The 24068-nt window shown below is 29.1% G+C and carries 27 protein-coding genes; 8 read left to right on the top strand and 19 right to left on the bottom strand.

All coding sequences use genetic code 11. The annotated features are described in order from the left end of the window. Positions 1–505: 505 nt before the first annotated feature. Complete coding sequence (locus OW730_RS09640; protein WP_271228815.1) at positions 506–1399, top strand: GNAT family N-acetyltransferase; 894 nt, start codon at positions 506–508, stop codon at positions 1397–1399. Between the two features lie 79 nt (positions 1400–1478). Here OW730_RS09640 and OW730_RS09635 read toward each other — a convergent pair whose 3' ends face one another. Next, on the bottom strand, positions 1479–2552 hold the full coding sequence (locus OW730_RS09635; protein ID WP_271228814.1) for an MBL fold metallo-hydrolase: 1074 nt from the start codon (positions 2550–2552) through the stop codon (positions 1479–1481). Positions 2553–2592: 40 nt separating this feature from the next. Further along, complete coding sequence (locus OW730_RS09630) at positions 2593–3627, bottom strand: patatin-like phospholipase family protein (RefSeq protein ID WP_271228813.1); 1035 nt, start codon at positions 3625–3627, stop codon at positions 2593–2595. Between the two features lie 270 nt (positions 3628–3897). On the opposite strand from OW730_RS09630, the gene OW730_RS09625 reads away from it, so the two are divergent. Then, on the top strand, positions 3898–4557 hold the full coding sequence (locus tag OW730_RS09625; protein ID WP_271228812.1) for a collagen-like triple helix repeat-containing protein: 660 nt from the start codon (positions 3898–3900) through the stop codon (positions 4555–4557). Positions 4558–4643: 86 nt separating this feature from the next. Here OW730_RS09625 and OW730_RS09620 read toward each other — a convergent pair whose 3' ends face one another. Both OW730_RS09620 and OW730_RS09615 read right to left on the bottom strand, forming a co-directional pair. Then, positions 4644–5150, bottom strand: a complete 507-nt coding sequence (locus OW730_RS09620; protein ID WP_271228811.1) for an HD domain-containing protein — start codon at positions 5148–5150, stop codon at positions 4644–4646. Positions 5151–5374: 224 nt separating this feature from the next. After that, a complete protein-coding gene (locus OW730_RS09615; protein ID WP_271228810.1) occupies positions 5375–6373 on the bottom strand; it encodes a patatin-like phospholipase family protein in 999 nt (332 codons plus the stop codon). A 240-nt stretch (positions 6374–6613) separates the two neighbouring features. On the opposite strand from OW730_RS09615, the gene OW730_RS09610 reads away from it, so the two are divergent. Then, a complete protein-coding gene (locus OW730_RS09610) occupies positions 6614–6976 on the top strand; it encodes a YccF domain-containing protein (protein ID WP_271228809.1) in 363 nt (120 codons plus the stop codon). A gap of 99 nt (positions 6977–7075) precedes the next feature. On the opposite strand, the gene OW730_RS09605 is transcribed toward OW730_RS09610, so the two are convergent. Together OW730_RS09605 and OW730_RS09600 are read right to left on the bottom strand one after the other, a co-directional pair. Continuing rightward, a complete protein-coding gene (locus tag OW730_RS09605) occupies positions 7076–7330 on the bottom strand; it encodes a YuzF family protein (RefSeq protein ID WP_271228808.1) in 255 nt (84 codons plus the stop codon). Between the two features lie 146 nt (positions 7331–7476). Next, positions 7477–7725 carry a hypothetical protein gene (locus OW730_RS09600; protein ID WP_271228807.1) on the bottom strand — a complete coding sequence of 83 codons (249 nt, stop codon included), beginning with the start codon at positions 7723–7725 and terminating at the stop codon, positions 7477–7479. A 198-nt stretch (positions 7726–7923) separates the two neighbouring features. Here OW730_RS09600 and OW730_RS09595 point away from each other — a divergent pair, with 198 nt between their 5' ends. Next, the gene (locus tag OW730_RS09595) at positions 7924–8496 is read left to right on the top strand and encodes a GNAT family N-acetyltransferase (RefSeq protein WP_271228806.1); all 573 of its coding nucleotides are present in this window, start codon (positions 7924–7926) and stop codon (positions 8494–8496) included. Between the two features lie 59 nt (positions 8497–8555). Here OW730_RS09595 and OW730_RS09590 read toward each other — a convergent pair whose 3' ends face one another. Further along, entirely contained in the window at positions 8556–9884 is a 1329-nt protein-coding gene (locus OW730_RS09590; RefSeq protein WP_271228805.1) for an APC family permease, read from the bottom strand. Positions 9885–10284: 400 nt separating this feature from the next. Here OW730_RS09590 and OW730_RS09585 point away from each other — a divergent pair, with 400 nt between their 5' ends. After that, complete coding sequence (locus tag OW730_RS09585) at positions 10285–10749, top strand: GreA/GreB family elongation factor (protein ID WP_271228804.1); 465 nt, start codon at positions 10285–10287, stop codon at positions 10747–10749. A 75-nt stretch (positions 10750–10824) separates the two neighbouring features. Here OW730_RS09585 and OW730_RS09580 read toward each other — a convergent pair whose 3' ends face one another. From OW730_RS09580 to OW730_RS09570, 3 genes are all read right to left on the bottom strand, one after another. Next, on the bottom strand, positions 10825–11349 hold the full coding sequence (locus tag OW730_RS09580; protein WP_271228803.1) for a GNAT family N-acetyltransferase: 525 nt from the start codon (positions 11347–11349) through the stop codon (positions 10825–10827). A gap of 166 nt (positions 11350–11515) precedes the next feature. Then, entirely contained in the window at positions 11516–12526 is a 1011-nt protein-coding gene (galE, locus tag OW730_RS09575) for a UDP-glucose 4-epimerase GalE (RefSeq protein WP_271228802.1), read from the bottom strand. 179 nt (positions 12527–12705) lie between these two features. Beyond that, positions 12706–14016, bottom strand: coding sequence for a helix-turn-helix domain-containing protein (locus OW730_RS09570; RefSeq protein ID WP_271228801.1), 1311 nt, complete (start codon positions 14014–14016; stop codon positions 12706–12708). Positions 14017–14134: 118 nt separating this feature from the next. Here OW730_RS09570 and OW730_RS09565 point away from each other — a divergent pair, with 118 nt between their 5' ends. Next, positions 14135–14296: a hypothetical protein gene (locus OW730_RS09565; RefSeq protein WP_271228800.1), complete on the top strand. Its 162-nt coding sequence runs from the start codon at positions 14135–14137 to the stop codon at positions 14294–14296. A gap of 22 nt (positions 14297–14318) precedes the next feature. Here the strand turns inward: OW730_RS09565 and OW730_RS09560 are convergent, their stop codons facing one another. From OW730_RS09560 to OW730_RS09545, 4 genes are all read right to left on the bottom strand, one after another. Beyond that, the gene (locus OW730_RS09560; protein ID WP_271228799.1) at positions 14319–14621 is read right to left on the bottom strand and encodes a hypothetical protein; all 303 of its coding nucleotides are present in this window, start codon (positions 14619–14621) and stop codon (positions 14319–14321) included. A 183-nt stretch (positions 14622–14804) separates the two neighbouring features. Further along, positions 14805–15479: a YveK family protein gene (locus OW730_RS09555; protein ID WP_271228798.1), complete on the bottom strand. Its 675-nt coding sequence runs from the start codon at positions 15477–15479 to the stop codon at positions 14805–14807. Between the two features lie 142 nt (positions 15480–15621). Beyond that, positions 15622–15963: a VanZ family protein gene (locus OW730_RS09550; RefSeq protein WP_271228797.1), complete on the bottom strand. Its 342-nt coding sequence runs from the start codon at positions 15961–15963 to the stop codon at positions 15622–15624. 275 nt (positions 15964–16238) lie between these two features. Continuing rightward, the gene (locus OW730_RS09545; protein WP_271228796.1) at positions 16239–16439 is read right to left on the bottom strand and encodes a hypothetical protein; all 201 of its coding nucleotides are present in this window, start codon (positions 16437–16439) and stop codon (positions 16239–16241) included. Positions 16440–16613: 174 nt separating this feature from the next. On the opposite strand from OW730_RS09545, the gene OW730_RS09540 reads away from it, so the two are divergent. Together OW730_RS09540 and OW730_RS09535 are read left to right on the top strand one after the other, a co-directional pair. Further along, positions 16614–18008: a DDE-type integrase/transposase/recombinase gene (locus tag OW730_RS09540; protein ID WP_271224722.1), complete on the top strand. Its 1395-nt coding sequence runs from the start codon at positions 16614–16616 to the stop codon at positions 18006–18008. 467 nt (positions 18009–18475) lie between these two features. Beyond that, positions 18476–20227, top strand: coding sequence for an ABC transporter ATP-binding protein (locus tag OW730_RS09535; protein ID WP_271228795.1), 1752 nt, complete (start codon positions 18476–18478; stop codon positions 20225–20227). A gap of 79 nt (positions 20228–20306) precedes the next feature. On the opposite strand, the gene OW730_RS09530 is transcribed toward OW730_RS09535, so the two are convergent. The 5 genes from OW730_RS09530 to OW730_RS09510 form a co-directional block, all read right to left on the bottom strand. Further along, positions 20307–20765: a lasso peptide biosynthesis B2 protein gene (locus OW730_RS09530; RefSeq protein WP_271228794.1), complete on the bottom strand. Its 459-nt coding sequence runs from the start codon at positions 20763–20765 to the stop codon at positions 20307–20309. A gap of 100 nt (positions 20766–20865) precedes the next feature. Beyond that, the gene (locus tag OW730_RS09525) at positions 20866–21801 is read right to left on the bottom strand and encodes a hypothetical protein (protein ID WP_271228793.1); all 936 of its coding nucleotides are present in this window, start codon (positions 21799–21801) and stop codon (positions 20866–20868) included. Between the two features lie 252 nt (positions 21802–22053). Continuing rightward, positions 22054–22266, bottom strand: a complete 213-nt coding sequence (locus OW730_RS09520) for a hypothetical protein (RefSeq protein ID WP_271228792.1) — start codon at positions 22264–22266, stop codon at positions 22054–22056. A gap of 120 nt (positions 22267–22386) precedes the next feature. Beyond that, positions 22387–22749 (bottom strand): lasso peptide biosynthesis PqqD family chaperone, encoded by a 363-nt coding sequence (locus OW730_RS09515; RefSeq protein ID WP_271228791.1) that lies wholly within the window; start codon positions 22747–22749, stop codon positions 22387–22389. A 21-nt stretch (positions 22750–22770) separates the two neighbouring features. Further along, positions 22771–24000, bottom strand: coding sequence for a nucleotidyltransferase domain-containing protein (locus OW730_RS09510; RefSeq protein WP_271228790.1), 1230 nt, complete (start codon positions 23998–24000; stop codon positions 22771–22773). Between the last annotated feature and the right edge of the window lie 68 nt (positions 24001–24068).

The raw sequence follows: 24068 nt of genomic DNA, 5'->3' as shown, positions 1-24068 counted from the left end.
AATTTCGACTACCATTATTACCATTTAGTGAAATTTGTCACTACAACTGTTATTCCATACCCATAGTATACCCTTAACTCCATTAAAATACCTGTTTTTTTCTTTAATCGAAAACTTTTATTTCTTTAAAATTTAATTACATTGAAATCTATTCCAAATTTTCACTTTTCCACAACACACTTACACGTAAGCATCAATATGCCTCACTCTTATTATTATCATAAATCATTCACAGGGGAATACAGTTATGCAACTCCCTTGCATTCTTTATTCAATTTATCTATTAATTTTTAATATATTTAATTATTACCATATAGCTAAATATCTTGTTATTATACTTACCTTCTACACTCACTTCAAATAGTACAATTTTAAATCATAATAAAAATAATTATTGGAAACCAACCAAATTGCAGGTAAAATCAAAGTATAAAATACTTATCTCTTCATAAACTTGATAATAGAATTATAGAATTAAAAATAATTAATAAAGCGAGGTTACTTTTTGAAAATCATATCAAATACAAGGATAGAATTAAAAGAGAAGTTATCAGAAAAGGATTATACTCAGATTAAAAATTTAGAAAGTATTTGTATAAAAAAAGATCAGATATCACTAAAATTAGAATTAGACTATAAACTTGAAGCATCTAAATACCACCAAGAAATACTAAACGAACATAATGAATTTATGTTTTATGAAGATAATTTACTTATTGGTTATATTGGGATATGTCATTTCGGTTCGTCTGAGATAGAAGTGAACGGCATGGTTCATCCTGATTTTAGAAGAAAGGGTATATTTAAAGATTTATATACTAAAGTTAAAGATGAATTTAATTTGAGATCATGCGATAAAATGCTTTTACTAAGTGATAAACGTTCCTTATCTGGTCAGGAATTTATAAAAACAACAGGAGCTATTTATGATTTTTCAGAATACGAAATGTACTTAAAAGATTTAAAAAATAAAAAGGAGTTACTTAATAAACTTACTTTAAGAAAAGCAACCAATGAGGATGCAAAAGAAATCGCTATACAGAACGCCATTTATGCTGGCAAAGAATTCAATGAAGAACAAATCACCTTACCTGAAGATGAGGATAAAAGTGGATTTACTATCTTTATTGCTGAATTTGATTCAAAAATTATAGGCAAGGTAAATCTAGAGCTTAATCATGGAGTTGGTGGAATCTATGGGTTAGGAGTGCTTCCTGAATTTAGAGGTAAGGGTTATGGTAGAGAAATTCTAATGAAATCCATTGAAAAATTTAAAGATAGCAATGCACAAGAAGTGAAACTTCAAGTAGTTACTGAAAATAGTACCGCATTAAATCTATATAAATCATGCGGCTTTGAAGTCACGTCTATAATGAATTATTATTCTATAATCAAATAAACCTCATTATAAAAACACGTCTGTGTACCAGACCCCAAGGAATTTATTTCCTAGGGGTCTGGTACACAGACATTTTTTCCTAATACGAACTTATTCCACCTTTAAGAATATATACCTTTTTAAATCCTGCTTTTGTTAGCAGCTTTGAAGCCATTCTTGATTTAAATCCCCTTCTACATATAATAATGATTTCCTTCTCTTTATACTTATCAAGTTTATCTAAACTTGAGGATAGTTGACCTAAAGGTATATTAATTGAACCCTCCAGCAAAGGATATCCATTGATTAATTCTTTTTGGGTACGAACATCCAAAATCACTATATCCTCATTTTTATTAATTTTTTCCTTTAACTGTTCAGGTGTTATAAAAAGAAGAGGTTGTCTATATCTTTTTACAGCACTTTGGCATACTGCGTCTAGAGAAGGTATTTCTACCGCAGATAAATCCTTATTACACATCTTATTAGCATTCACTACATCAAAAAGCCACTTAGGAGGTTCTGCTGGTTTATTCTTATTTAAGTATTTTTTAAAATCATCTCTACACTTAAATTTAAAGTATGGATTTTTTTGTTTTTGAAGCCATAGGGTTGATACTGATGCCTCAGTGTAATTATGACCTGGACACACAATAAGATAGTCAGGTAATTTTTTAACCTTCTTTAAGCTTTTCCAGTGTTTATCCATATCTCCTGTTGGCAGGTCATTTCTTCCTCCTCCCTCATCTAAGAAGAGAAAATCTCCAGTGAATATTTTATCTTCAAAAATTAAGCAAATAGCATCATTTGTGTGTCCTGGGGTATAAATAACTTTAAGTTCAATATCCTCAATAGCTATCTTGTCATTATCCTTAACTCTTAAAGTAACACAGGAAACCTCAGTATTCTTATGCATAGCGTAAGTACAATTTGTTTTTTCAACTAGTAATGGCGCTCCACTTAAATGATCAGCATGAGTATGAGTGTCAATTACCATTATTAATTTCCCATCCTTCTCTTCTAATAGATTTAAATAAAAGTCCACATAATCAAGCTTTGGATCAATAATAACAGCACTCTTCTTCTTCTCATCGAAAATCATATAACTCATGCAATCATCTGGATTTAATTGTTCAAAATACATGTATTGTTCTCCAATTATAAATGTTATCATTTCATAATATGAAGTTTTAAATATTTTAGTTCTTTATATCTCATATATTAATTTTGGGGGTATCTTTCCTCTTTCTTAATTGAACATGCTTTCTATAATTAACCTCCATATCCCTTAAGAACTCTTTGGCACTTTTTTCTCCTGATTCGCATAACACATCTATCTTTTCTTGTGTTATATCTAAGTCTGTTGTCTTAATAGTACTAGTGTTGATTTTTATTGTTCTTAGGTAGTTCATTTCAGATATATGAATATCATCCTGTGCCTCAAGCATAGTTTCCAGAATTGATTTTCCAAAGTTAATTATATTGGTAATTTTATGTTTTCTAATTTTCTCTTCACTTCCTCCTAATTTGAATCCTATTGTAGGATAACGAGGTTCTCCATTTACATCAAATAACCAAACAGGAAAATTACTTAAAACCCCACCATCAACAATGAAACAATTTTCTTTTGAAATCTTATTGTACATAATTACAGGTTGAATAAAAAATGGCAAGCTGATACTCATTCTTACAGCCATACTTACATCTAAATCATCAGGGTCTATTCCATACTCTTGAATATCTTCAGGTAGTATAAGCATTTTACCTCTTGTTATATCAGCTGCAATAATATGAAGTTTATATTTCCTTTTATATTTAGGGTTATTTAAAAGATTGCCTTCTTCATCAGGTATAATCAAATCTCTAAACTTAACTTTTTTCCTATTACCTAATTTACTTTTAAGTTTAGCAAGTAATAATTCATTAATGAAATCTTCCATATTACTTACTTTAAATATTCCTTTTTTAAATATTAATTTACCTGCTTTACTAAGCATCCATTTAGCTTGAAAGTTTTCTTCTATCATTTTTTTGCAGTTATTCTCATTAAATACCTCTTTAAGCTCATCTGCCGTATATCCAACTGCGACAAGAGAAGCAACAATTGCTCCCGCTGAATTTCCTGCAATATTTCTCCAAGTATATCCCTTCTCTTCCATAACTTTTAAAGCACCTAAAAATCCAATCCCTTTTGCTCCCCCGCCTTCAAAAACAGCATCTGCAATCTTTGTATTATTAGATATATTCATAATCCCCCTCCTTTTCATATAATTAATATATGAAAAATAATTTCACATGCACCTTCTATATCCTATTTTCAAAGTTATTTTAAAAAAAAATCCTCAACTAAAAACTATCTTCTATTAAAATTATATAGCTTCGCTTATCTACTTTCAATATTTATCATTTATGTATAATATTTGTACAAACTCGCAATAACGGTGTTTTCTTAATCAAGATACGAAAAATGTAACATATTGGAATATTGTGCTATATACTATTACTAAAGAGGTGAAATTATGCCTGAATATATCAGTTATTCTTGTAGATGTGATAATTTTTGTTGTGAACCTAGATGTTATTGCTGCCCTGTTTGGATCAAGGGTCCAACTGGTCCTGCTGGACCTGTAGGTGCAACAGGAGCAACAGGTCCAATCGGTCCCACAGGCCCTGAAGGTCCACTTACTCCCCAAAGTTTTGTTCAACTTTATGATAGAAACTATACTAATGATTTAACACAATTAAATACCAATCTTGATTTATCAAACGTTGGAATTAATCCTATATTTTCAACAGGTGGATATACACTTACCACTACAACAGTTAATAATGATACTCTTAATTTTCTAGAGGCAGGCTTATATCATATAGAAATTTTCTTAAATGTTTCCTTCCTACTTCCACGTACTCCACCACCATTTGGATCTACATTCCAAATACTCTTTAATATATTAAGTAAAACTAATCGAACTCTTGGTTCTTTAAATTATTTCGGAATTATTCCTAATGACCCAAATGCCATTATAGAAACAACTCTATCAAAGGCATTTCTATTTAATGCTTCTGCAGGTTCAGGAATTAAAATTGCCCTTTCAAACTTTAATTTCGACTTAGCGTTTGAAAAAAAACTAAGCGTATATGATATTATAATTATTGTACAGAAGTGGGAAAAACCATAATATAATGACTGGGGTTGAGCCCCCAGTCATTTATTTCCTGAGGGTCAGTTGATTTGGTAATATCTCTATATTTATTTAGAACCTCGTTAATTCGTTAAATACTTTAATAGCGAACTATCTGTCATACCTGATATATAATCAATCACAGCTCTTTTATAATCAACAATATTATCAATATTATAAATTTTTTCATGCCAAAATGATTTACCCAATTCTTTTTCCGCAATTTGCGAAAGCACTTTCTCACCTTGGTGTCCAAATGGTGCATGTCCCAAGTCATGTCCAACAGCAATTGCAGTTGTTAACTCTGTATTTAAACCTAGATATTTTGCAACAGTATAACATACTGCTGAAACATGATTTACATGTTCAATTCTTGTACATATATGATCATGTTTAGTTGCAAAAAATACTTGCGTTTTGTTTTTAAGTCTTCTATATGCATTACTATGTAAGATTCTATTATAATCTCTCATAAACTCACTTCTTAAGTCATTTTTTCTTTTATACAGTTCAATAGGTTTCTCAATTAATTTTTCCCATTTTAAATTATTAGAATCTGCTCTTACATCTTTAAATACTTCAAATTTCATACATAGCCTCCTTTTATTAAAGTTAGTAAATTAAGTTTTATTTATCTTTATGTATTATCTTTATTATTTATGTAAAATTTTACATTTATTAAAATTAATAACTTATATTATTTCACTTTATTTCTTTATATTGTTTCACCCATAATATAACTTTAAAACAAAAACACACTCCAAGAATCATTAAATTGAAGTGTGTTTTTAAAGCTTATTAGTTTAAAAAAAAGCTACTTATTTAAGGCCTCAGAATTATCATACCATTCAAAGTATTTTTCTGTATTTTTTCTACCTGATTCAATAAGATCTAATTTTTTTTCTTCGCTTATATCAAATTCTATAGTTGTAACCCCTAAAGTGTCTATGTATATAGTTCTGTGCCAATCATGGCTATTTAGATGAATATTTGATTGGCTCTCTAAAATTGTTTCTACTATAGCTGATGAATAATCAAAAAAATTATTTATTTTTCTTCTTGCCGGTTTACCTATACCATTGAAAACATCTATTTCTTCTTTAGAATCTAATCTAAAGCCTATTGTCTCTTTATTATAAACGAAAGGGTTTTTGCTTTCAGGAAGTCTTTTATTTTGTTTTTCATAGAATTCAGGTATTGAGTAATTTCCTTTTGTATAAATTTCATGATCAAAAAGTCTTATTGGGTAGTTATTAATCAACCCACCATCTACATAAATATCACCATTCCCCACTTCTACAGCTTTAAAGAATAAAGGTATAGACATAGACATTCGTACAGCATCTGCTATACAAGTGCTTGGAGTATGTTCAAATGAAAAGACATCTGAGAATCCTGTTGATAAGTTTGTTCCAAGGAAATACATATCTGGTCCAATCCCTTTGTCATGAAAGTCTTTAAAAGTACATTCACTATTTCCTGTTTTTTCTTCTATAAGTTTTCCAATCCATACGCGAAAAGAATCACCTGGATATATACCGTACTCCCTGAAGAATCTAATTGTATCCCTTATAACTCCCCAATCATCATCTAAGAAATCCATAATATTTGTTGTTTTTAATATCTCTTCAATCTCTTTCATTGAATAGTCTAATCCTATTAATAAAGCAACTATTGCACCTGCTGAAGATCCAGCAACTCTATCTATATTCTTTAAAATTCCTTTTTTATCAAGAACATTCAAAGATCCAATATATGCAAGCCCTTTAACTCCACCACCTTCTAAAACTAGATTTTTAAAATTATACTTCATAATAAGCCTCCTTTAAAAATTAAACAATATGATTTTTCATTTACAAAATCATTATAACTATTTTCTCTAGATATTTTTAAAATATTCTCTATACAAAAATAATCCACACTTCCATAAAAAGGGCATTACTCCTTTTCTAATGACTTCTACCACTACCATAATTGATTTAATCTTCATATTGAACACCCTTGTGTTTTTTTGTATAATTTAACAGTAAAAATATATTTAGGAGATGATCTTATGTCTGCACTTGGTAATATAATTTGGATCATATTTGGGGGATTAATAGGCTCTATTGGATGGATTATATCAGGTATACTATGGTCTATTACTATTATAGGAATTCCTTTTGGTAAACAATGTTTTAAAATGGCAAATCTTCAATTAGCGCCCTTTGGAAGAGAAGTAGTTGATACTGGGCAAACTCCATTAGGTTGTTTCGGTAATATCTTATGGTTAATATTCGGAGGATTAGAGTTAGCTATTGCAAATCTTTTAGCCGCCTTATTTTTTACAATAACCATCGTAGGAATTCCATTTGCGGTTCAGAGTTTGAAATTAGCTAAATTATCACTTATGCCTTTTGGGAAAGAGGTTAGGTAATACTGTATTTTACTTATTCAAAAATGTTAAGAGTGATCTTCTGTGGAAGTCACTCTTAACATTTTTTTGACATTACTCAACCATCTTTTATATTGTTTACTAAATAGGCATTACATGTACAATTTGCTGAATACGAAGATAGAACTCAGTGTCACCATCGTAAGACTTCACAACAACATGATCAGGCTTTACATCTGCTAAGATACCCTGTAGGTTTCCTCTAATTGTTTCAATAACTACAGACTCTCCAATGATTTTCTCTAAAGTTTCCACAAAATATGGTTCTACTATTGTAGCATATTCTATTTGCTGCATGTTTCGAATAATTGCTCTTTGATATAAATCATAGTTCATAACTATACTCCAAAATAATAAAATTAATATACTATAATATTATTGGATATGTATAACTAATGTGTATACTTGACACATTAAATTAATCTATTCTTCGTTTAAATATTACCCATGGAGATACTAATAATCCTCCTTCCACCTTGTATCTATTCCTTGTCTTTTTTAATCATACAAAGAACTATACCAACTACTCCCATAAGAATTAGCCCAGCAGCAATTGAGTTCTCAAATTTAAAATCCATAATATAATTACTCTCACTGTGTGATCCTAAATTTCCTATAAATTTTATACTAGCAATTTTCGGAATTAATTTATTAGTAAAAGAGGTAACAAGTATTGTTAATACCCCCATAAAGAATGATACACCAGATAATTTTAAAAGTATTTTTTTCATATTTTCTCCTCCAATCAAACTCACTAGTCTAATTATATATTTTATGTATATATTTTACAAACACATATAACCAATCTTTACAGCGAATCTTCATTCTTGCTCAAAAACAATACATAATCGTTCTTAAGCTTTTTTTGCATGTATTAAAATGGTAAAATATACTTATAAATCAAAAACGGTAGCAAGGGGATGAAAATCATGTATAACAATATTAGATTAGAAACAGAAAGATTAATTATAAGAAATTTTGCAATGGATGATTTAGAAGCTTTTCATAAAATATTAAACACTAATTACATAATGGATGTAATACCATTTAGTGAATCAAGGACTTTAGAAGAAGCTAAAGAATCTTTATCAGGACTTATTAATATATATAATAAAACTGGTCCTTCAAACTTTGTTTGGCTTTTCTTAGCTGTTGTTGAAAAGACTTCAAATGAAGTTATAGGATTTGAAGCTGTTGCTAAATTAACTTATGATAAGAATCAAAAAGAACTTTTCTATGGCTTTTTTAAAGAATATTGGGGCAAAGGTTATGGCAGTGAAGCTACTGATGAAATGCTAAGATTTATATTCAATGATATTGGATTTGAAGTAGATCATGTTGCATGCATTATGAGTCCAATAAATCCATCCAATAACGCTTCTACTAAAATAATTGAAAAGCATGGAGCTGTTAAAGGACATGTTATTGAAGAAACAGGCCCTGAATATGTGGGTTATACAGGAGAAATATACTATTCCATTAAGAATAATAAAATATCATAAACAAAGATAAGGACCTGGTACACAGGAATTAATTTCCTGTGTACCAGGTCCGCAGCCATTTATTTACAAGATGTTTTTTTATAAAATAATAACCCTGAAAGAAATACAACAATAGAAATAGTTAAGTCTATTAATACTGATGGTTTTGAAAGTCCTCCATATACTACTATTGAGGCACCAATAAGGGCAAGTATAGGAAAAACAAATCTCTTTATAAATGATAAATCTTTCATCTTAATCATAAAAGCAATGTAAATAACAATATAAATACCATAAATTAAAGCTATTGGAAGTTCAGAAATATCTACAAAAGTTCCATTAGGGAATAGACCTGCAAAATTCATATACCAAATAGCTAAGTAAACACAAACGAAGAATAAGTTTGCCATAGCTGATTTAGTAGGCATATCTGATTTGCTATCTACCTTTGAGAAGAACTCTGGCTTTATACCTTGTCCACGAATAGCCAAAGAATAAAAACCACGTGAACCTCCAAGTATTAATCCATTTAAAGTCCCTAAGCAAGATACTATTATAAATACAGTAAGCATAGATGCTCCAACACTTCCAAATACAGCCCCTGCAGCTGCATTAACAGCATTATCTCCCTGCTGCAAAATTGTTTCCACAGGAATAACACCAATTATCCCTAGAAAGTATGTTACATAAATAACCACAATAGCTAATGATCCAAATACAAGAGCCTTAGGAAGGGTCTTTTTAGAATCTTTTATCTCCCCATTAATTGTAGTTGCTATAATCCATCCTTCATATGCAAATGCTGTTCCTAAAACCGCTGCTGCAAATCCATTTCCTCCAGCAACTTCACTTGTAGCTGAAGCGAAATTTTCCATCATAACTCCACTTCTAATTCCTTGAATTATACCAACCACAGCTATACTAATTAAAGGAATTATTTTTATTACTGTTGAAGCAACTTGAAATTTTCCTGATAAAATAGGTGAAAAATAATTCAAAAGATAAATTCCTATCATATATATAACAGCCATAATCCATACAAAGCCACCCTCTTGTTTAAATAAAACTGCAGTATAATTCGCAGCTACCCAAGCAAGTACCGCAGCTAGTGCAGGATAATATATAACTCCATTAAACCAGCCAATTAAATATGCAAACTTATCTGAAACCATACTCTCAGCATAATCAACTATTCCATTAGATCTTGCAAATCTATTTGAACACTCTGCAAAAACTAATGCTCCAAAAATCATAGACATTGCACCAACTAACCATGCAATTAAAGCTATTTTTGTGTTACCACCTGATGCCATAAGGATATTATCAGCCTTAAAAAATACCCCTGATCCAATTACTATACCAATAACCATAGCAACGGTTGTCCAAAGACCATATTTCTTTTCCATCATTCCCCCACACTCCTCTTTCGCTTACAGACTTTACACTTTTAAACTTTGCATCATTAAATTGCAAGAATAAAAAAATACAGATGCATAATAATTGTCTATATATAAAAAGATATACTTCCGATTATTATCATCCTTCTTTTAATAGATATCTCACTTCAACATTTGAATTACAAATTTCCCCTGTTTAAAGTGCAAACTCTTTTTTTGTTGTTGAGAACTATTATATAAAATTCTTCAATATACGTCAACTTATTTTTTTCTAATACATTTTCCCTTAGAAATTTATGGTTTAATAGCCACTCATATCCTAGCACCAAAACTTCTTTAAAAATAACTTTTATTTTTTCCTTTATATTATATAATATATACATATAATATTAATTGGAGGATTTGCTTATATATGAATAATATACTGACTGAAGATAATATGAAAAAATTAAAAGAAGAATTAGAATATCGTCTGACTGTTAAAAGAGCTGAAATAGCAAGGGAAAAATTAGAGGCTGCTGCACATGGAGATAGATCAGAAAATGCAGAATATAAAGAGGCATGTAGAAACTATAGAGAAAATGATAATAGAATTCAATATCTGATGACTATGATTTCAACAGCTACTGTAATAGAATCTGAAACTGTAGATAAATCAATATTAGGACTTAATTCTAAAGCTAAAATTAAATTCATAGATGATGAGGAAGAAGAAATTATAACATTAGTAACTGTAATGGATGCATCTCCTTTAGATATGTTTATTAGTGTAGAATCTGATTTAGGAAAAGCATTAATTGGCAAAAAAGCTGGAGACATAGTTGAAGTTAATGCTCCTGCAGAAAATTATAAAGTAGAAATATTAGAAATACTATAAGAATAAACTACTTAATATAAAAGATAGGCTGCTCAACAGCCTATCTTTTATATATTCTTTAAAATTTGGTACCCTCTAATCAACTTTAAGCGAGTATATATTATGCGGATATTCATTACCTCTAAACAATAAAGAAGTTGTCCCAGACAAAATAAAACCAAATTTCTTAACAAGATGGATCGACCTTTCATTATCAACAGAAATTTCTGCATCTATCTGTTTTATATTCATCTCTTTCTTAGCTAATGAAATAATTTCTTTTATCGCTTCCTGCATATAACCATTTCCCCAGAACTGTTGCTTCATATCGTAGCCCATCCAAACAGTACCCTCTGTCTTCTTCCAGCAATTAAATCCACATGTCCCCATTTTCTTTCCATCTGACTTTCTCACTAAAATCCACCTATGGTCCAAACGTGGTTCAGGCTGCAAAAAGAAATTGACAATTTCATCTGCCTCTTTCATATTAGTTACAGGCTCTGCATCAAACAGATACTTATTTACTACATCGTCTGAAAACTGGCTAAATATAAAATCTCTATCATCCATAGATATGTTCTTAAGAAGTAATCTTTCTGTTTCTATATCTTTAAATATCACTTAAATCCCCTACCTTTCTTTCTAATATTATTAACTTTATTGGATAATTACTATTTGGTTACAGGTAAATTATACCAACAATTCAAAATAGACACTAGGTAAAGAATAGTTATATCCATTCTTCACCTAGTGTCTATTTATTAATAAAATGTATCAGTTCACTATCTTACTCATATCCATTTTTATTATTCTCTTGCCATCTCCAAGTATCCCTACACATATCACTAAGATTTTTCTTTGCTTCCCAACCTAACTCTTCCTTAGCCTTTGTAGCATCAGCATAGCTCATAGCTATATCTCCAGCTCTTCTAGGTGCAATCTTGTAATTTACCTTCTTACCTGAAGCTTCTTCAAAAGCTTTTACCATCTCTAAAACACTTACACCCTTTCCAGTTCCTAGATTATAAGCTTCAGCTCCAGTCATATGTTCAGTTTTTTCAATTGCCTTAAGATGTCCAAGCGCAAGATCCACAACATGGATGTAATCCCTAACACCAGTTCCATCAGAAGTATCATAATCATCCCCAAATACACTTAACACTTCTCTCTTTCCAACTGCAACCTGAGATATAAATGGCATTAGATTGTTTGGAATTCCATTTGGATCCTCCCCAATAGTACCACTTTCATGAGCACCAATTGGATTAAAATATCTTAAAAGAATTATGCTCCATGAATTATCTGATACGTACAAATCTCTTAAGATTTCCTCTATCATCAACTTGCTTCTTCCATAAGGATTTGTTGCCCCAAGAGGGAATGTTTCTTTTATAGGCATACTCTCAGGTAACCCATATACAGTAGCAGATGAACTAAACACCAACTTCTTAACATTAAACTCATTCATAACTTCACAAAGAACCAAAGTTCCAGCTACATTATTCTGATAATATTTTATAGGTATCTCAACTGATTCACCAACAGCCTTTAATCCCGCAAAATGAATTACAGCATCAATATTATTTTCCTTGAATATCTCAGTCATTCCTTCTTTATCTCTAATATCTACTTCATAGAATTTTAATTCCTTACCAGTTATAGCTTGCACTCTTTTTAATGATTCAGGTTTACTATTTGAAAAGTTATCTACTACTATAACATCATAACCAGCTTCAAGAAGTTCAACACAAGTATGACTTCCTATGTATCCAGCACCACCAGTTACTAATATTTGCATAAACGCCACTCCTTCTCTCTATTTTAAACTCTTTACTATTCTAACAAATTAATATCAAAAAAATTGTATATTTCTGTCTTACATTAACTATAAATTATTTATAAATACAATTCATTAATTTGAAATAAAATTAAGAGTATAATAAGAAAATTTTAAGATTTTTCTTATTATACTCTTCACTAGCTTACTTCATCTTTACAAAAATCAACTACCTTCTTTGCTTCCTCTTTATTATCATTTAACATATGAAAGTTTATTAACTTCATTACAACTTTAGAGTCTGATTTTATCATCTTAGCTTGTAATAATGATAATATATGCTTCTGTACCACTTCTATGGTACATTCTTCAACCTGTGTGATATACTCAATAAGCTTATTAAGATCATAATCGATAATATCCATATTTTTAAATTTAACTGCAAGATCGAGAGATTTTAAAGTGTATTCATATGCTTGTTTCATACTATCTTCATCTTTCTTATTTTCAAATGAATGCGCGATCCACTTATATATCTCTGCAGCAAAATAATTCTCTTCAAATTTAACTCTATTATTTTCAATCTCAATAACTAACTGCTTTAGATATTCATCATAGTCATCTTCCAGTAATGTAGTTACCTCCATTATATTACTCATAATAAGTATTTTATTACTTAAATATTCTTCACATTCTTTAATATCTTCAAGAGTTTCTTTGTATATCTTTAGAGCTTTATTGAAATAGCCCTGTGCTCTATAACAGTTGGCTTTAATTGTTTTAATATTAATGTTTAATCCCACATCGTCTATGCCAAGTTGAAAATCATTCTCAAATTTTTGAATCTCACTTAAACATTCACTGTATTTCTCACTTCTTTTTAACATAAGAATTTTATTGTATTTAATCTTCTTCAAATAATCTTTATCTATTGCAATAACAATATTATCACAAACTCTTATACCATCTTCAAATTTTCCTAATCTATTTTGGCAATGTGTCAGCCCTGTCATTAACTTACCATAGTAATCACAATTAATACTACTCATTTTAACAAATTCGATAGCCATTTGATAATAACTACATGCTGTATTTATATCTCTTATTACTCTAAATGCTCTAGCTAAATTTCCATAAATATATACCTTCATATAATTAAGCTCATATTTATTAATTATTGATATCATTTCACTAAGTAATGATTCTGCCTCCACTCCAACTTCTTCAATATATTTTAAGAAATTTTCATATATTTGTTTTGCTTGATCTTCTTCTGTTATAAATATCTCATCGATATTTATATTTGCAGTAATATTTCTTTCCTTTATATAACTTTTTAAGTTATCATGTATAACCTCAGCAGCCTTAGGTGTTAATGAAGCTTTGTCCGTTTCAATCATACTTATTAGATTTCTAGTTATTATATCTCCACTTAAATCCTCCTGTTTAAGTTTCAACCTCTTTCGTATATCTCTAACTCTTTCTCCTTGTGTAATAATTGTAAAATCCATTCTTTTCTCCCCTCCATTTCCAATTAACCATATAAATAATAAGTAAATATTTACTTTCATGTTACCATATGTTATTATAAAAGTAAATAAATTCTTGTTTTTGGGAGGTCAATTTATAATGAAAAAAATACTTAGTTTTATATTATCAGTAGCTTTACTTGGAAACATAGCATGTTCAACTGTCGCATTAGCTGAAACCGATTCAAAAGTAGTAAAAAAAATGACTTTAAGTACTACTTTTGAGGAAAAATATACAGATCCTGATAGTATTGAAGAATAAAACCTCTCTTTTTGAGGTTTTTTTAATATCCACTTTTAGTTAATTTCTCAATCACAGTCAAATCAACTACAAGATAAATACAAATAAATGAAAGGTAAGACATGAATTTTATACTACCTACCATTACTATATTTATAGATATCATATAGATGATTGATATTATTATAATAACTACATCTAAGTATATCCCAAATATAATTACTTTCCGTATACTCTCATCATTATTATATTTATTAATATCCTTGAGAGCGATATATGTATCAGGTAAAAACTTTTCATCTAATCTTTTCCCTTTGCCTCCTGCTAGTATTAATATGGTTAGCATGTGAGGTTCCTCATTTGTTTAAAATAATAATTATTTCTCCTGTTTATTATATCATTTGTTTCCTAAAGATATAATTATTAAACATAAAAAATCACGTTTCCTTATTTGGAAACGTGATTACTCCTTCTTGTATACAAATATTAAAATTTATTCTCTTAGCGTTCTATTAATTCAAAATACTAACTATTTTACAACTAGTCTTTTATCATATGGTATACTAGCAAGTACTGGTATATCTATTAATTCCTTTAGATCTTCTTCATCCTTTAACTTTGTATCTAATATTTCAATTAAAAGACATAAACCTATTGCTAATACTATTCCAACTAGGAAAGCTATAACTAAATTTTTCTTAAGACTAGGTACAAATGGATAATGTGCTTTTTGTTCTTGATCAAATATGTTAAGTTCACTGATTGGAAGCATATTCATACACTCTTCAATGAATATTTCTGTATACCTTTCCGCAATTTTTAATGCATCTGCATGAGATAATGCTTGAACGCTAATTATGAACCTTTGCGTTCCCTTCTCAGCCTTTCCTTTCAATCCCCAATAACTGTAATCCTTAAATTCCTGATTCACCTTTTCAATTACTTTGCTTGAATTAGCGATCATTTCATAAGTTGAAGCCCTGCGTTGAAACAATTCAAAATCTCCATTCATCTCTTTCGTATTACCCATTATTACATAAACAAATGCTTGGTATGTAACAGGCATTTTATTATACTTTCTTGAGACTAATGTTAATGTTCCTCCCAACGTAACACAAAAAATTGTAATTAAAATTACCAATATTTTTCTTCTATAAATTATTTGTAGAAACTCCTTCAGATTTAATCCCATCTCTTCATTCATAAACATCCCTCACTTTCTTCTCCTAAATTAATTATACTCTTTGATTTCAATTTTTGTAAATAATTACCATTTTGCAAATAATCACTTTATTCTTGTTTAAAATCTATAAAATAAAAAAAATCATCAGAAAAGATGAATTTTTTTAAATTTGTTTATCATTTATATTCTTCCTTTTAAAAATTATCTCTATGATATGTTTAACAACTTTCTCAAATATGTTTACTACTTCTTTAAGTATAAAAAAGAATATAACTCCAGCAAAATCTATTACAACATCTCTTACACTAGATGTTCTTCCTTTAATAAAACTCTGATAAAACTCATCCAAAACTCCAATTAAAAGACATAAAAATAAAACCCAAACATAAATTGAGGATTTTTTATTTAATATATTTTTAATTATCGTATATAGGAAATACGCTAACATAAAAAATACAAAAAAATGTCCTGTTTTTCTAATAACTAAAGTAATATCTATATTCATAATTCTAAACCTCTTCTAATAAACTTCTTTTTAACGTAATTATAATTTCTTTTATCTTTAAATATATCCATTCATAATAATTTCATAACAAAAATTGTTATTTAATTCTCTTATTAGATTTTTTACAAACATTACCATAGAATAACATTTTAATAGTGACTAGAGTCTATCCAAATACTCTTCATTCTCAAACTTCAGAAATATAGTTAAATATATATAATTAATAAGTATTGAAGCTGGTATAGCAAACTTTACACCAGCTTTTCCACATAATATTATGATAAAAAATCTGTATCTTTATCTTTATCCTTACGATGACCATAACCATTACCCTTACCTGGTCCCATGCCCGGACCATCATCATATCCATGTCCTTCCCCCTTATCTTTACCATGACCATTACCATGAAAGAGCACCTGTGTTTTCTCTATCCCTAAACTCCATATTTGTGGTTTTTTCCATACTTTTTTTTTCATATTCATACTCCTTGATTTCATAAGGTATTGTCAAAAGTTTTAATGGTACTTTCGACGTAACCCCTTGATTTTCAATACTTTATCTATATTAGACTTGCCCCCTCCCTCTAAAGGTGTTAATTTTAGTTTGCGAAAAAAAATATATAACCAAAGATAAGGAGGCAAGTTTTTAACATGATTAATTATTATTTAGTTTTGTATATTGTTTTTCTTAAGCAAGTTATAAATCTACTCATTATTTTATTGACTGGAAAAGGACTCAATAAGATCCCCAATTCTGATACTTTAGATAAACCTTACAGGAAAATACAAGTGGATGATAAACCAATAATTGTGAAACCTGAAAGGTTAGATTACAGAGAACTCCTATCGGAGCATTATAAACTCAAAGGTAAAGAGTTAGCTCCTGTTAGAACTCAAAAAGGACGTTCTCACGTGAGTTCTAAAATCAGTTGTCCTAAATGCAATGCTCCAAATATTTATCTATACGATAACAATGGAGGGCGTGGTCAATATAAATGCAAAGTCTGTTCCACTAACTTTAACACTAAAAACCTTTATGATAAGCAGGTAAGATTTAAGTGTCCTCATTGCAATAAATTTTTAGAACGAATTAAAAATCGTAGTAATTTTACCATTTACAAATGCCGAAACAACAACTGTTCTTTTTATAAAAACAACTTAAAGTCTATTACCAAAGAAAAACCCTATGACACTAAAGTTAGATATATATTTAGAGAATTTGATTTCGATTTTGCATCTCTAAAGGGCGATAGTCCTGTGCAAAGTAATATATCCTTATCCAAGATGTATTCATCATCCCACGTATTTGGCTTAATAATGACTTACTACGTAAATTACGGATTATCTTCAAGAAAAACAGCAGCTATCATGAGAGAAGTTCATTGTGTTAAAATATCACATCAAACTGTGCTAAACTACGCTGCAGCTGCTTCTGTTCTACTAAAACCAATGGTGGACAACTATCCCTATAATCCAACAGAATCTATATGCGGCGATGAAACATACATCAAAGTCAATGGTAAATGGAACTATATATGTTTCTTCTTTGATGCTGTTAAAAAGATAATTCTCTCGTATAGAGTTTCGCCTAATCGCGATACTTTCTTAGCTTGTAGAGCCATCTACGATGTTATCACTAAGTACGAAAAACTTCCTGAAAGCCTTAAACTAGTAGTTGATGGTAATCCAATATATCTGTTAGCAGAAGTTTTCTTCGCTAATCACGATATTAATTTTGATGTCATGCAAGTAATTGGACTTACCAATGATGATGAAGTTTCAGCTGAATATCGTCCTTTAAAACAGATTATTGAACGATTAAACAGAACCTTTAAGAGAAGTTATAAGACTACTAATGGCTACAATAGCTCAAACGGCTCTATAACTCATATAATTCTTTTTTGTACATACTTCAATTTCTTGAAACCTCATGCAAGCTTAGAACAAAAAGTTCCTGTAATAATTCCAGAACTTGAAGAGTTGGAAACCATGCCTGCACGTTGGTGCAAATTAATGAAATTAGCTGAGTCATACTGCCAATCTTAATATCGCATTATTTTAAAATCGACCTATATCATAGGTTTATTTGCCATACCCTTTTTTAGAATCACACATCCCTTTCGGGATAAAAAATATTAATCTTTTCAATTTCTCGGAGAGAAATATCCTTCGTTTTCCATTTTCAATTTTCCATTCTCAACTAAATTAATCTTCTTGTCTTTAAATCCTTATATTCCTTATCAATTTTCATATACTTTTGACACTACCTTTCATAAAATTTCTAATTCTTATCCATACAATAATTATATTATAAATATTAAGAAATATGTTATAAATAATTGAAATTCAACCATATTAAGTAATAACTTCTCATCAACCCCTTATTTTCAATTCACCAATTACATTTTATATATTATTGTAAATTTTGCAAATTTATGTTAATGTATTTTTATACAATATTAATGTATTATCATTTAAATTTAGTATTGAGCATTTCGTTAGGGAGGAACTATATGGAGAACTTAAAGAAACTTAAGCCTTCGAAGGAACTATGGCTAAAAATAAAATGGATTCTGTCTTATGCTAAACCAATATTACCTTTCATAATCTTTAACATTGTTTTAAACTCTATTTTTTCATTAGTCGGAGTTTATAATGCCTTAGTTTCTAAATCATTAATTGATTCTGCTACATCTGGTCAAACTCAACAAGTAATAAAATGGCTGATTGTTATGGCTACCATAATGTTTGGAAGGATGTTAATATCTCCCATCACTTCATTTATAAGTACCCATGCTTCTAAAAAGCTAACACATGATATGCAAAGCAAGATTTATTACCATACCTTATATAGTAAATGGATGGCACTGAGCAGTTTTCACAGTGTTGGTTTAGTAACAAGAATAACCGCTGATACAGGAACAATAAATTCTACGCTACTTAATACTATTCCTAGATTAATTTCATTAATAGTATCCTTAGTAGCATCATTCTCTACCTTATTTTATTTAGCACCTCAAATAGCTATAGTCGCTGTGCTTATAGGACCACTATTATTGATAATAAGTAGATTATTCGCAAAAAAATTAAAGGTACTATATAAGTCAGCTCAAGAAGAAGACATTAAATACCGTACTTTTATTCAAGAATCTATTATGAATATAATGATTGTAAAAGCCTTCTGTATGGAAAAAATAAATATGACAAAACTAAAAAAAATACAAAATAACAAATATAAGTTAGCTATGCAAAACACTAAATTAAGTGTCACTTCTGGCATCACAATGAATATTTGCTCCTACCTAGCTTATTTCTCTATTTTCTGTTGGGGTGCATTAAATATATCTAGAGGAATAGGTACTTATGGTACATTTACTGCCATGCTTCAACTTTATGGCAATATTGAAGGTCCATTTTCATTACTTGCTCATACATTTCCTTCATTAATTGGTGCAATAGCAGCTACTGAAAGGCTTATGGAAATAGAAGCGATGCCTCTAGAAACTATTAATCCTAAAGCATTATCCTCTTCTATATCTAATCCTACAATTGAGTTTAAAAATGTTTCCTTCAAGTATAAAGAAGATAACCCTGTTTTAAAAAATATTAACTTGAAAATCAATCATGGAGAAACTATTGCTTTTATAGGTCCATCTGGCGAAGGAAAAACCACCTTAATAAGACTACTTCTTTCATTGATTTATTGTGATGATGGCGAAATTCTCTTACGCAATAATATACTTAAAACGAACAATCTAAATTCAATAAATAATTCTTCAGAGATTTTAAGTAGCAAACATAGAGAATTAATTTCTTATGTCCCTCAGGGTAACACCCTATTTTCTGGTACAATCGAAGATAATTTAAGGATTGGAAAAAATAATGCTACATTAGACGAGCTAATATCCGCTTCTAAACTTGCTTGTGCATTTGATTTTATAAGTAATTTTGAAAATGGATTTAAAACAATAATTGGTGAAAAGGGCATTGGAATTTCAGAAGGTCAAGCTCAAAGAATATCTCTAGCTAGAGCTTTTCTTAGAAAAAGACCTATACTAATTCTTGATGAAGCTACCTCATCTTTAGATTCTGAAACTGAAGTTAAAATACTTGAATCTGTTAAGAGTTTAGAGTATAAACCGACCTGTATTATTATAACTCATAGACCTTCTGCTCTATATATATGCGATCGGATTTTTAAACTTGAAGCTGGTTCATTAAAGGAAATTGATAACTTAGCAACCTTAGAAAGCGCAATAAACTAATATTAAAAAAGGAGCTATGGAATAATCCATAACTCCTTAATTTTATGCGTGAGTGTCATTTAAAAACTTTAAATTAATACTAATTAGAAAATTTAGCAACAACTCCATAACCTTCCTCATTACTACCTCCAGTAATATAGTACTCTCCACATCTAATCCATGAATGTGCAGTCATGTCACCTTTACTGTTTTTCTTAACCCCTAAATAAAGGGTAGTAGAGATTCCCTTTTCCTTCATCATCTTTTGTGCAGTTATGGACTGAACAAGGCATTTACTCTCCCACGGTGTATGCATAGCAGCCTTAGTAACAACCCACCGCACTTCCTTTGCAATTCTATATGCTTCATCATTTACTTTCATAGGAGATTCTTCTTTGCTTTTACCAATAATTCTGCTTAACTTTTTAAATGGTATAAAAAGAATCAAGAATCTAACAATTCCAGTATATATATAGGCTTTTACAAAACTTATCTTATATCTCCTATCTATTGTTAAAAATGTTTTAAGTTTTCTAACTAATATTAATAATTTCTGCATATATAAACCTCATTCAACATTCTTTATATTTATTATTAATACACTTATTAGCTTCAAAATAGTACTCTTTGTAAATTAAACTAACTTTGCTTATAATATCTTAAGATACTTTTCTATCAAAAAGCTTCTCTACTAAAGAAACTTGTTCTTGAACAGTGTATTTATTTCTCGGTCTAGTAATTTTATAAACCTCTATTTTTTTTGCAACCTCTAGACACTGTTTAAAATGCTCTTTACTTATACCACCAAGGTAACATAAAAATTCACCTCTATATATATGCTTCATAATCAATAGTAATTTTTCATTCCCTTTTATTTTCTCAATACTCACTTCTTCCACATCTGATTCAGTTAACTCACAAAAGACTCGAACTGGAGTAGGCTTACACATAAAAGATTTTAAATCGGGAACTATATACTTTACTATATCTTCAATAGCAATTAACTCACATTTATCCTTGTCATAATTCATGTTTTCTACCATATCTGCACATAATTTATGAAAAGGAAAACCAGGATCTATTAATATATCTTCCTTAACTGTAATTGCTGCAACATCATCTGAGATGAATTTATAGCCTTTTTTTACCAAATGCGTAACCAACGTTGATTTTCCTGCCCCTCTTTCTCCGGATATTATAACTCCATTATTATTTATTAAAATAGCCCCTCCATGGATTGCAAGTTTATTTCTTTGAAGCATTAAAAACCCCATCACACTACCTAAAATATAAACCCTTAGAAGTTTTTTATCATGATTTTCACAAGGTTCTATAATTACTCTGTTACCATTTTCAATTAAATATGAAGCAACTTTAGGTATATGAAACCATATTCTATTTTTAGTTATGTAACTCTTCTTTTTTTGCTGTAACATTTTCTTTATATCACAATCCATTATACCGTAATCAATAGTTATCTGATCATTTTCTTCTTTTTCTTTTTTATACTCTAAAAATTCATTAATCTCTATATTTGATTTTATATGTAATCCATATACACTATAATAATATTTATAAATATTTTTATCGCACATTTTTGCCTCCATTAATTTTTTTAATAAGTATTAAAAAGCTTTCAATTACAATATGTACTATTAAATTTATTACCTATATAACTTGCTTTACCTTTAAACTTTTCAAATTTTATAGGAATATAATTATTCTACCTTTATTTTTCACAAATTTAATCTTGCTTTGAAGATAAACCTATTAAAAAAGTGGTTTATTTTTTAAACCACTTTTTCAATTGAATTATACATTCTTTAAATCAAACAATTATGTTTTTCTTATGATTCTGGATGACGAGTATCATGCATACAAAAACCACCTGCACCCGGTTCTTTATTCGACCTATAAATGCAACGTTCGCCAGGTGCGATACATGTTCTAGTAACATTAATATCGTCTGGTGGAGTTCCACATGCAGCTAAATTATTATTTTTTGTTTCACTTAATGAAAGTTTAGCTATACTTGGTGTACTCCATTCTGATTTTCCCATATAATCACTTCCTTATTTAAAATTTATAATAAATAATAAAAAATTATTATTATCCTATTAAATTTTGATTATAATAATACCTGTTAAAACTTGTACACTCTTAGTGCACTATCTAAACATTTAAACAATATTAACTAACTCTTCATCTCTTAGAGAGTTTAAAAAGTTTATTACTTCTTTTTCACATATGATTCTTTCTACTTCAAATTCCTCTATTATCTTATCAACTATTTGTTCAATTTTTATTGGAGATTCTATCATATCCCAAATTATACTCCCTACATCATTCATCATAAAATATTGTCCTTTATCCAAATTCATCATTACTTTTTCCCCGTCCAAGTCAACATCATCAATAATCTGATTTCTTAATACTGTTGAATTTTCTGTTAATTTCTCATTGTTTTTTTTAGTACTAATTTTACTTATAATATTCATCAATTCTCTTCCTTTCTCAATATCTTTAATTAAATATTTTTCCATAATAGTTGAGTACTTTTTTTACTATAGCTCTAACTCTCTAATTAATTTATTTCTTTTTTTTGATTTACATACCGTGAACATAAGCATATTTATTTTGTTTTTTAAACTATATTCTTTATGAAAAATCCCCGATATCAAATGATGAACCCATGCAATTGGAGTTAATAATCTAATTTTTTTTGCATATTCATATTTAGAGTCCATACTGTCTACTTCTGGGAAAATTAATAGTATCATTTTTTTCAGAATATCTATCGTACTCAGTGAAGCTCCTTCTTTTTTATCAAATGTAAACTCTCTAGCAAATATCATACTTCTATTTTTTCTTCCATGAACTCCACTTTCTAAAATATCCTCAATTACAAAGCCATTATATTTTTCACCTACATTATCAAGTTCTTTTACTTCTGTTGGAATATCAATGTTAAATAAACTATTGCAAATATTTAATATTACTATTGAAAATTTTAGTATTCCACATTCACTTATATTAATTATTACTTTATGCCAATTAATATTTTTTGCCTCTTTCTCTATCAAAATTACTAAGTCTAATAATTGCCTTATTCCAAAACCACTGCTAACTATGTGAGTTGCCATGTGTATAAATAAATGAGTGATTAGATCTTCTAATGATAATGCTAAACATTTAACCCCTTCTAATTCTACTTTAATAGCATTATCCCATATATGTTTCTCGAAAGCCTTACTTCCCTTAAAAAAATCATCATTTACAATTGTCCAATGAATTTCAACATTTAATTTTCCAGGCTTCCTAAAAACAATATGCGCGCCATGTGATTCACTCTCTTCTATTATTTTATACCCTATAGATTCCATTAGTTCTGAACACTTTTTTAAATTATTCTCATGAACAAGAATATCTGCATCACTCATAGTTCTTAAATATGGATTGGGATAATAATACCGTAACACAAGCCCTTTTAATACAATTACTGGTATCTGATTTTCATAAAAAATCTCAAGAATTTCTAATACATTATTTATATGATTCATTTGATACAATGATTCGTTTAATATTTCTCTTTTCCATAATTTTAAAATTTTTTCACTCATAACTTCATTTATATATTTCTTATTTAACCCAATATATGTCAATCCAGTAATTTTATGTTCTTTGGACTCATTTAAAATATATTCCCAATCTAGATTTTTATGAATTAATGAAATCTTTTCCTGCCTAATTGATTTATTCAATATATCAATTAGAGCTTTCTGATTCTTATTCATGGTGCCCCTCCTCACTCGAATAATTATACCACATCTAAACTTTTATGTAAATATTTACCAGTAATATA

Source organism: Oceanirhabdus sp. W0125-5 (genome assembly GCF_027938815.1).
Taxonomy (GTDB): Bacteria; Bacillota; Clostridia; order Clostridiales; family Clostridiaceae; genus Oceanirhabdus.
The sequence above is the reverse complement of the archived record's forward strand: the minus strand, read 5'-3'. Positions and strand labels throughout refer to the sequence as shown.

Bases quoted from the DNA above. Each gene is read 5' to 3' on its own strand.
- OW730_RS09625 (WP_271228812.1), top strand. From the start codon at position 3,898: ATGCCTGAATATATCAGTTATTCTTGTAGATGTGATAATTTTTGTTGT.
- OW730_RS09620 (WP_271228811.1), bottom strand. From the start codon at position 5,150: ATGAAATTTGAAGTATTTAAAGATGTAAGAGCAGATTCTAATAATTTA.
- OW730_RS09630 (WP_271228813.1), bottom strand. From the start codon at position 3,627: ATGAATATATCTAATAATACAAAGATTGCAGATGCTGTTTTTGAAGGC.
- OW730_RS09535 (WP_271228795.1), top strand. From the start codon at position 18,476: ATGGAGAACTTAAAGAAACTTAAGCCTTCGAAGGAACTATGGCTAAAA.
- OW730_RS09545 (WP_271228796.1), bottom strand. From the start codon at position 16,439: ATGAAAAAAAAAGTATGGAAAAAACCACAAATATGGAGTTTAGGGATA.
- OW730_RS09540 (WP_271224722.1), top strand. From the start codon at position 16,614: ATGATTAATTATTATTTAGTTTTGTATATTGTTTTTCTTAAGCAAGTT.
- OW730_RS09595 (WP_271228806.1), top strand. From the start codon at position 7,924: ATGTATAACAATATTAGATTAGAAACAGAAAGATTAATTATAAGAAAT.
- OW730_RS09570 (WP_271228801.1), bottom strand. From the start codon at position 14,016: ATGGATTTTACAATTATTACACAAGGAGAAAGAGTTAGAGATATACGA.
- OW730_RS09555 (WP_271228798.1), bottom strand. From the start codon at position 15,479: ATGAATGAAGAGATGGGATTAAATCTGAAGGAGTTTCTACAAATAATT.
- OW730_RS09525 (WP_271228793.1), bottom strand. From the start codon at position 21,801: ATGTGCGATAAAAATATTTATAAATATTATTATAGTGTATATGGATTA.
- OW730_RS09515 (WP_271228791.1), bottom strand. From the start codon at position 22,749: ATGGAAAAATATTTAATTAAAGATATTGAGAAAGGAAGAGAATTGATG.
- OW730_RS09590 (WP_271228805.1), bottom strand. From the start codon at position 9,884: ATGATGGAAAAGAAATATGGTCTTTGGACAACCGTTGCTATGGTTATT.
- galE (WP_271228802.1), bottom strand. From the start codon at position 12,526: ATGCAAATATTAGTAACTGGTGGTGCTGGATACATAGGAAGTCATACT.
- OW730_RS09510 (WP_271228790.1), bottom strand. From the start codon at position 24,000: ATGAATAAGAATCAGAAAGCTCTAATTGATATATTGAATAAATCAATT.
- OW730_RS09615 (WP_271228810.1), bottom strand. From the start codon at position 6,373: ATGAAGTATAATTTTAAAAATCTAGTTTTAGAAGGTGGTGGAGTTAAA.
- OW730_RS09635 (WP_271228814.1), bottom strand. From the start codon at position 2,552: ATGATAACATTTATAATTGGAGAACAATACATGTATTTTGAACAATTA.
- OW730_RS09610 (WP_271228809.1), top strand. From the start codon at position 6,614: ATGTCTGCACTTGGTAATATAATTTGGATCATATTTGGGGGATTAATA.
- OW730_RS09585 (WP_271228804.1), top strand. From the start codon at position 10,285: ATGAATAATATACTGACTGAAGATAATATGAAAAAATTAAAAGAAGAA.
- OW730_RS09530 (WP_271228794.1), bottom strand. From the start codon at position 20,765: ATGCAGAAATTATTAATATTAGTTAGAAAACTTAAAACATTTTTAACA.
- OW730_RS09605 (WP_271228808.1), bottom strand. From the start codon at position 7,330: ATGAACTATGATTTATATCAAAGAGCAATTATTCGAAACATGCAGCAA.
- OW730_RS09550 (WP_271228797.1), bottom strand. From the start codon at position 15,963: ATGAATATAGATATTACTTTAGTTATTAGAAAAACAGGACATTTTTTT.
- OW730_RS09560 (WP_271228799.1), bottom strand. From the start codon at position 14,621: ATGCTAACCATATTAATACTAGCAGGAGGCAAAGGGAAAAGATTAGAT.
- OW730_RS09565 (WP_271228800.1), top strand. From the start codon at position 14,135: ATGAAAAAAATACTTAGTTTTATATTATCAGTAGCTTTACTTGGAAAC.
- OW730_RS09600 (WP_271228807.1), bottom strand. From the start codon at position 7,725: ATGAAAAAAATACTTTTAAAATTATCTGGTGTATCATTCTTTATGGGG.
- OW730_RS09520 (WP_271228792.1), bottom strand. From the start codon at position 22,266: ATGGGAAAATCAGAATGGAGTACACCAAGTATAGCTAAACTTTCATTA.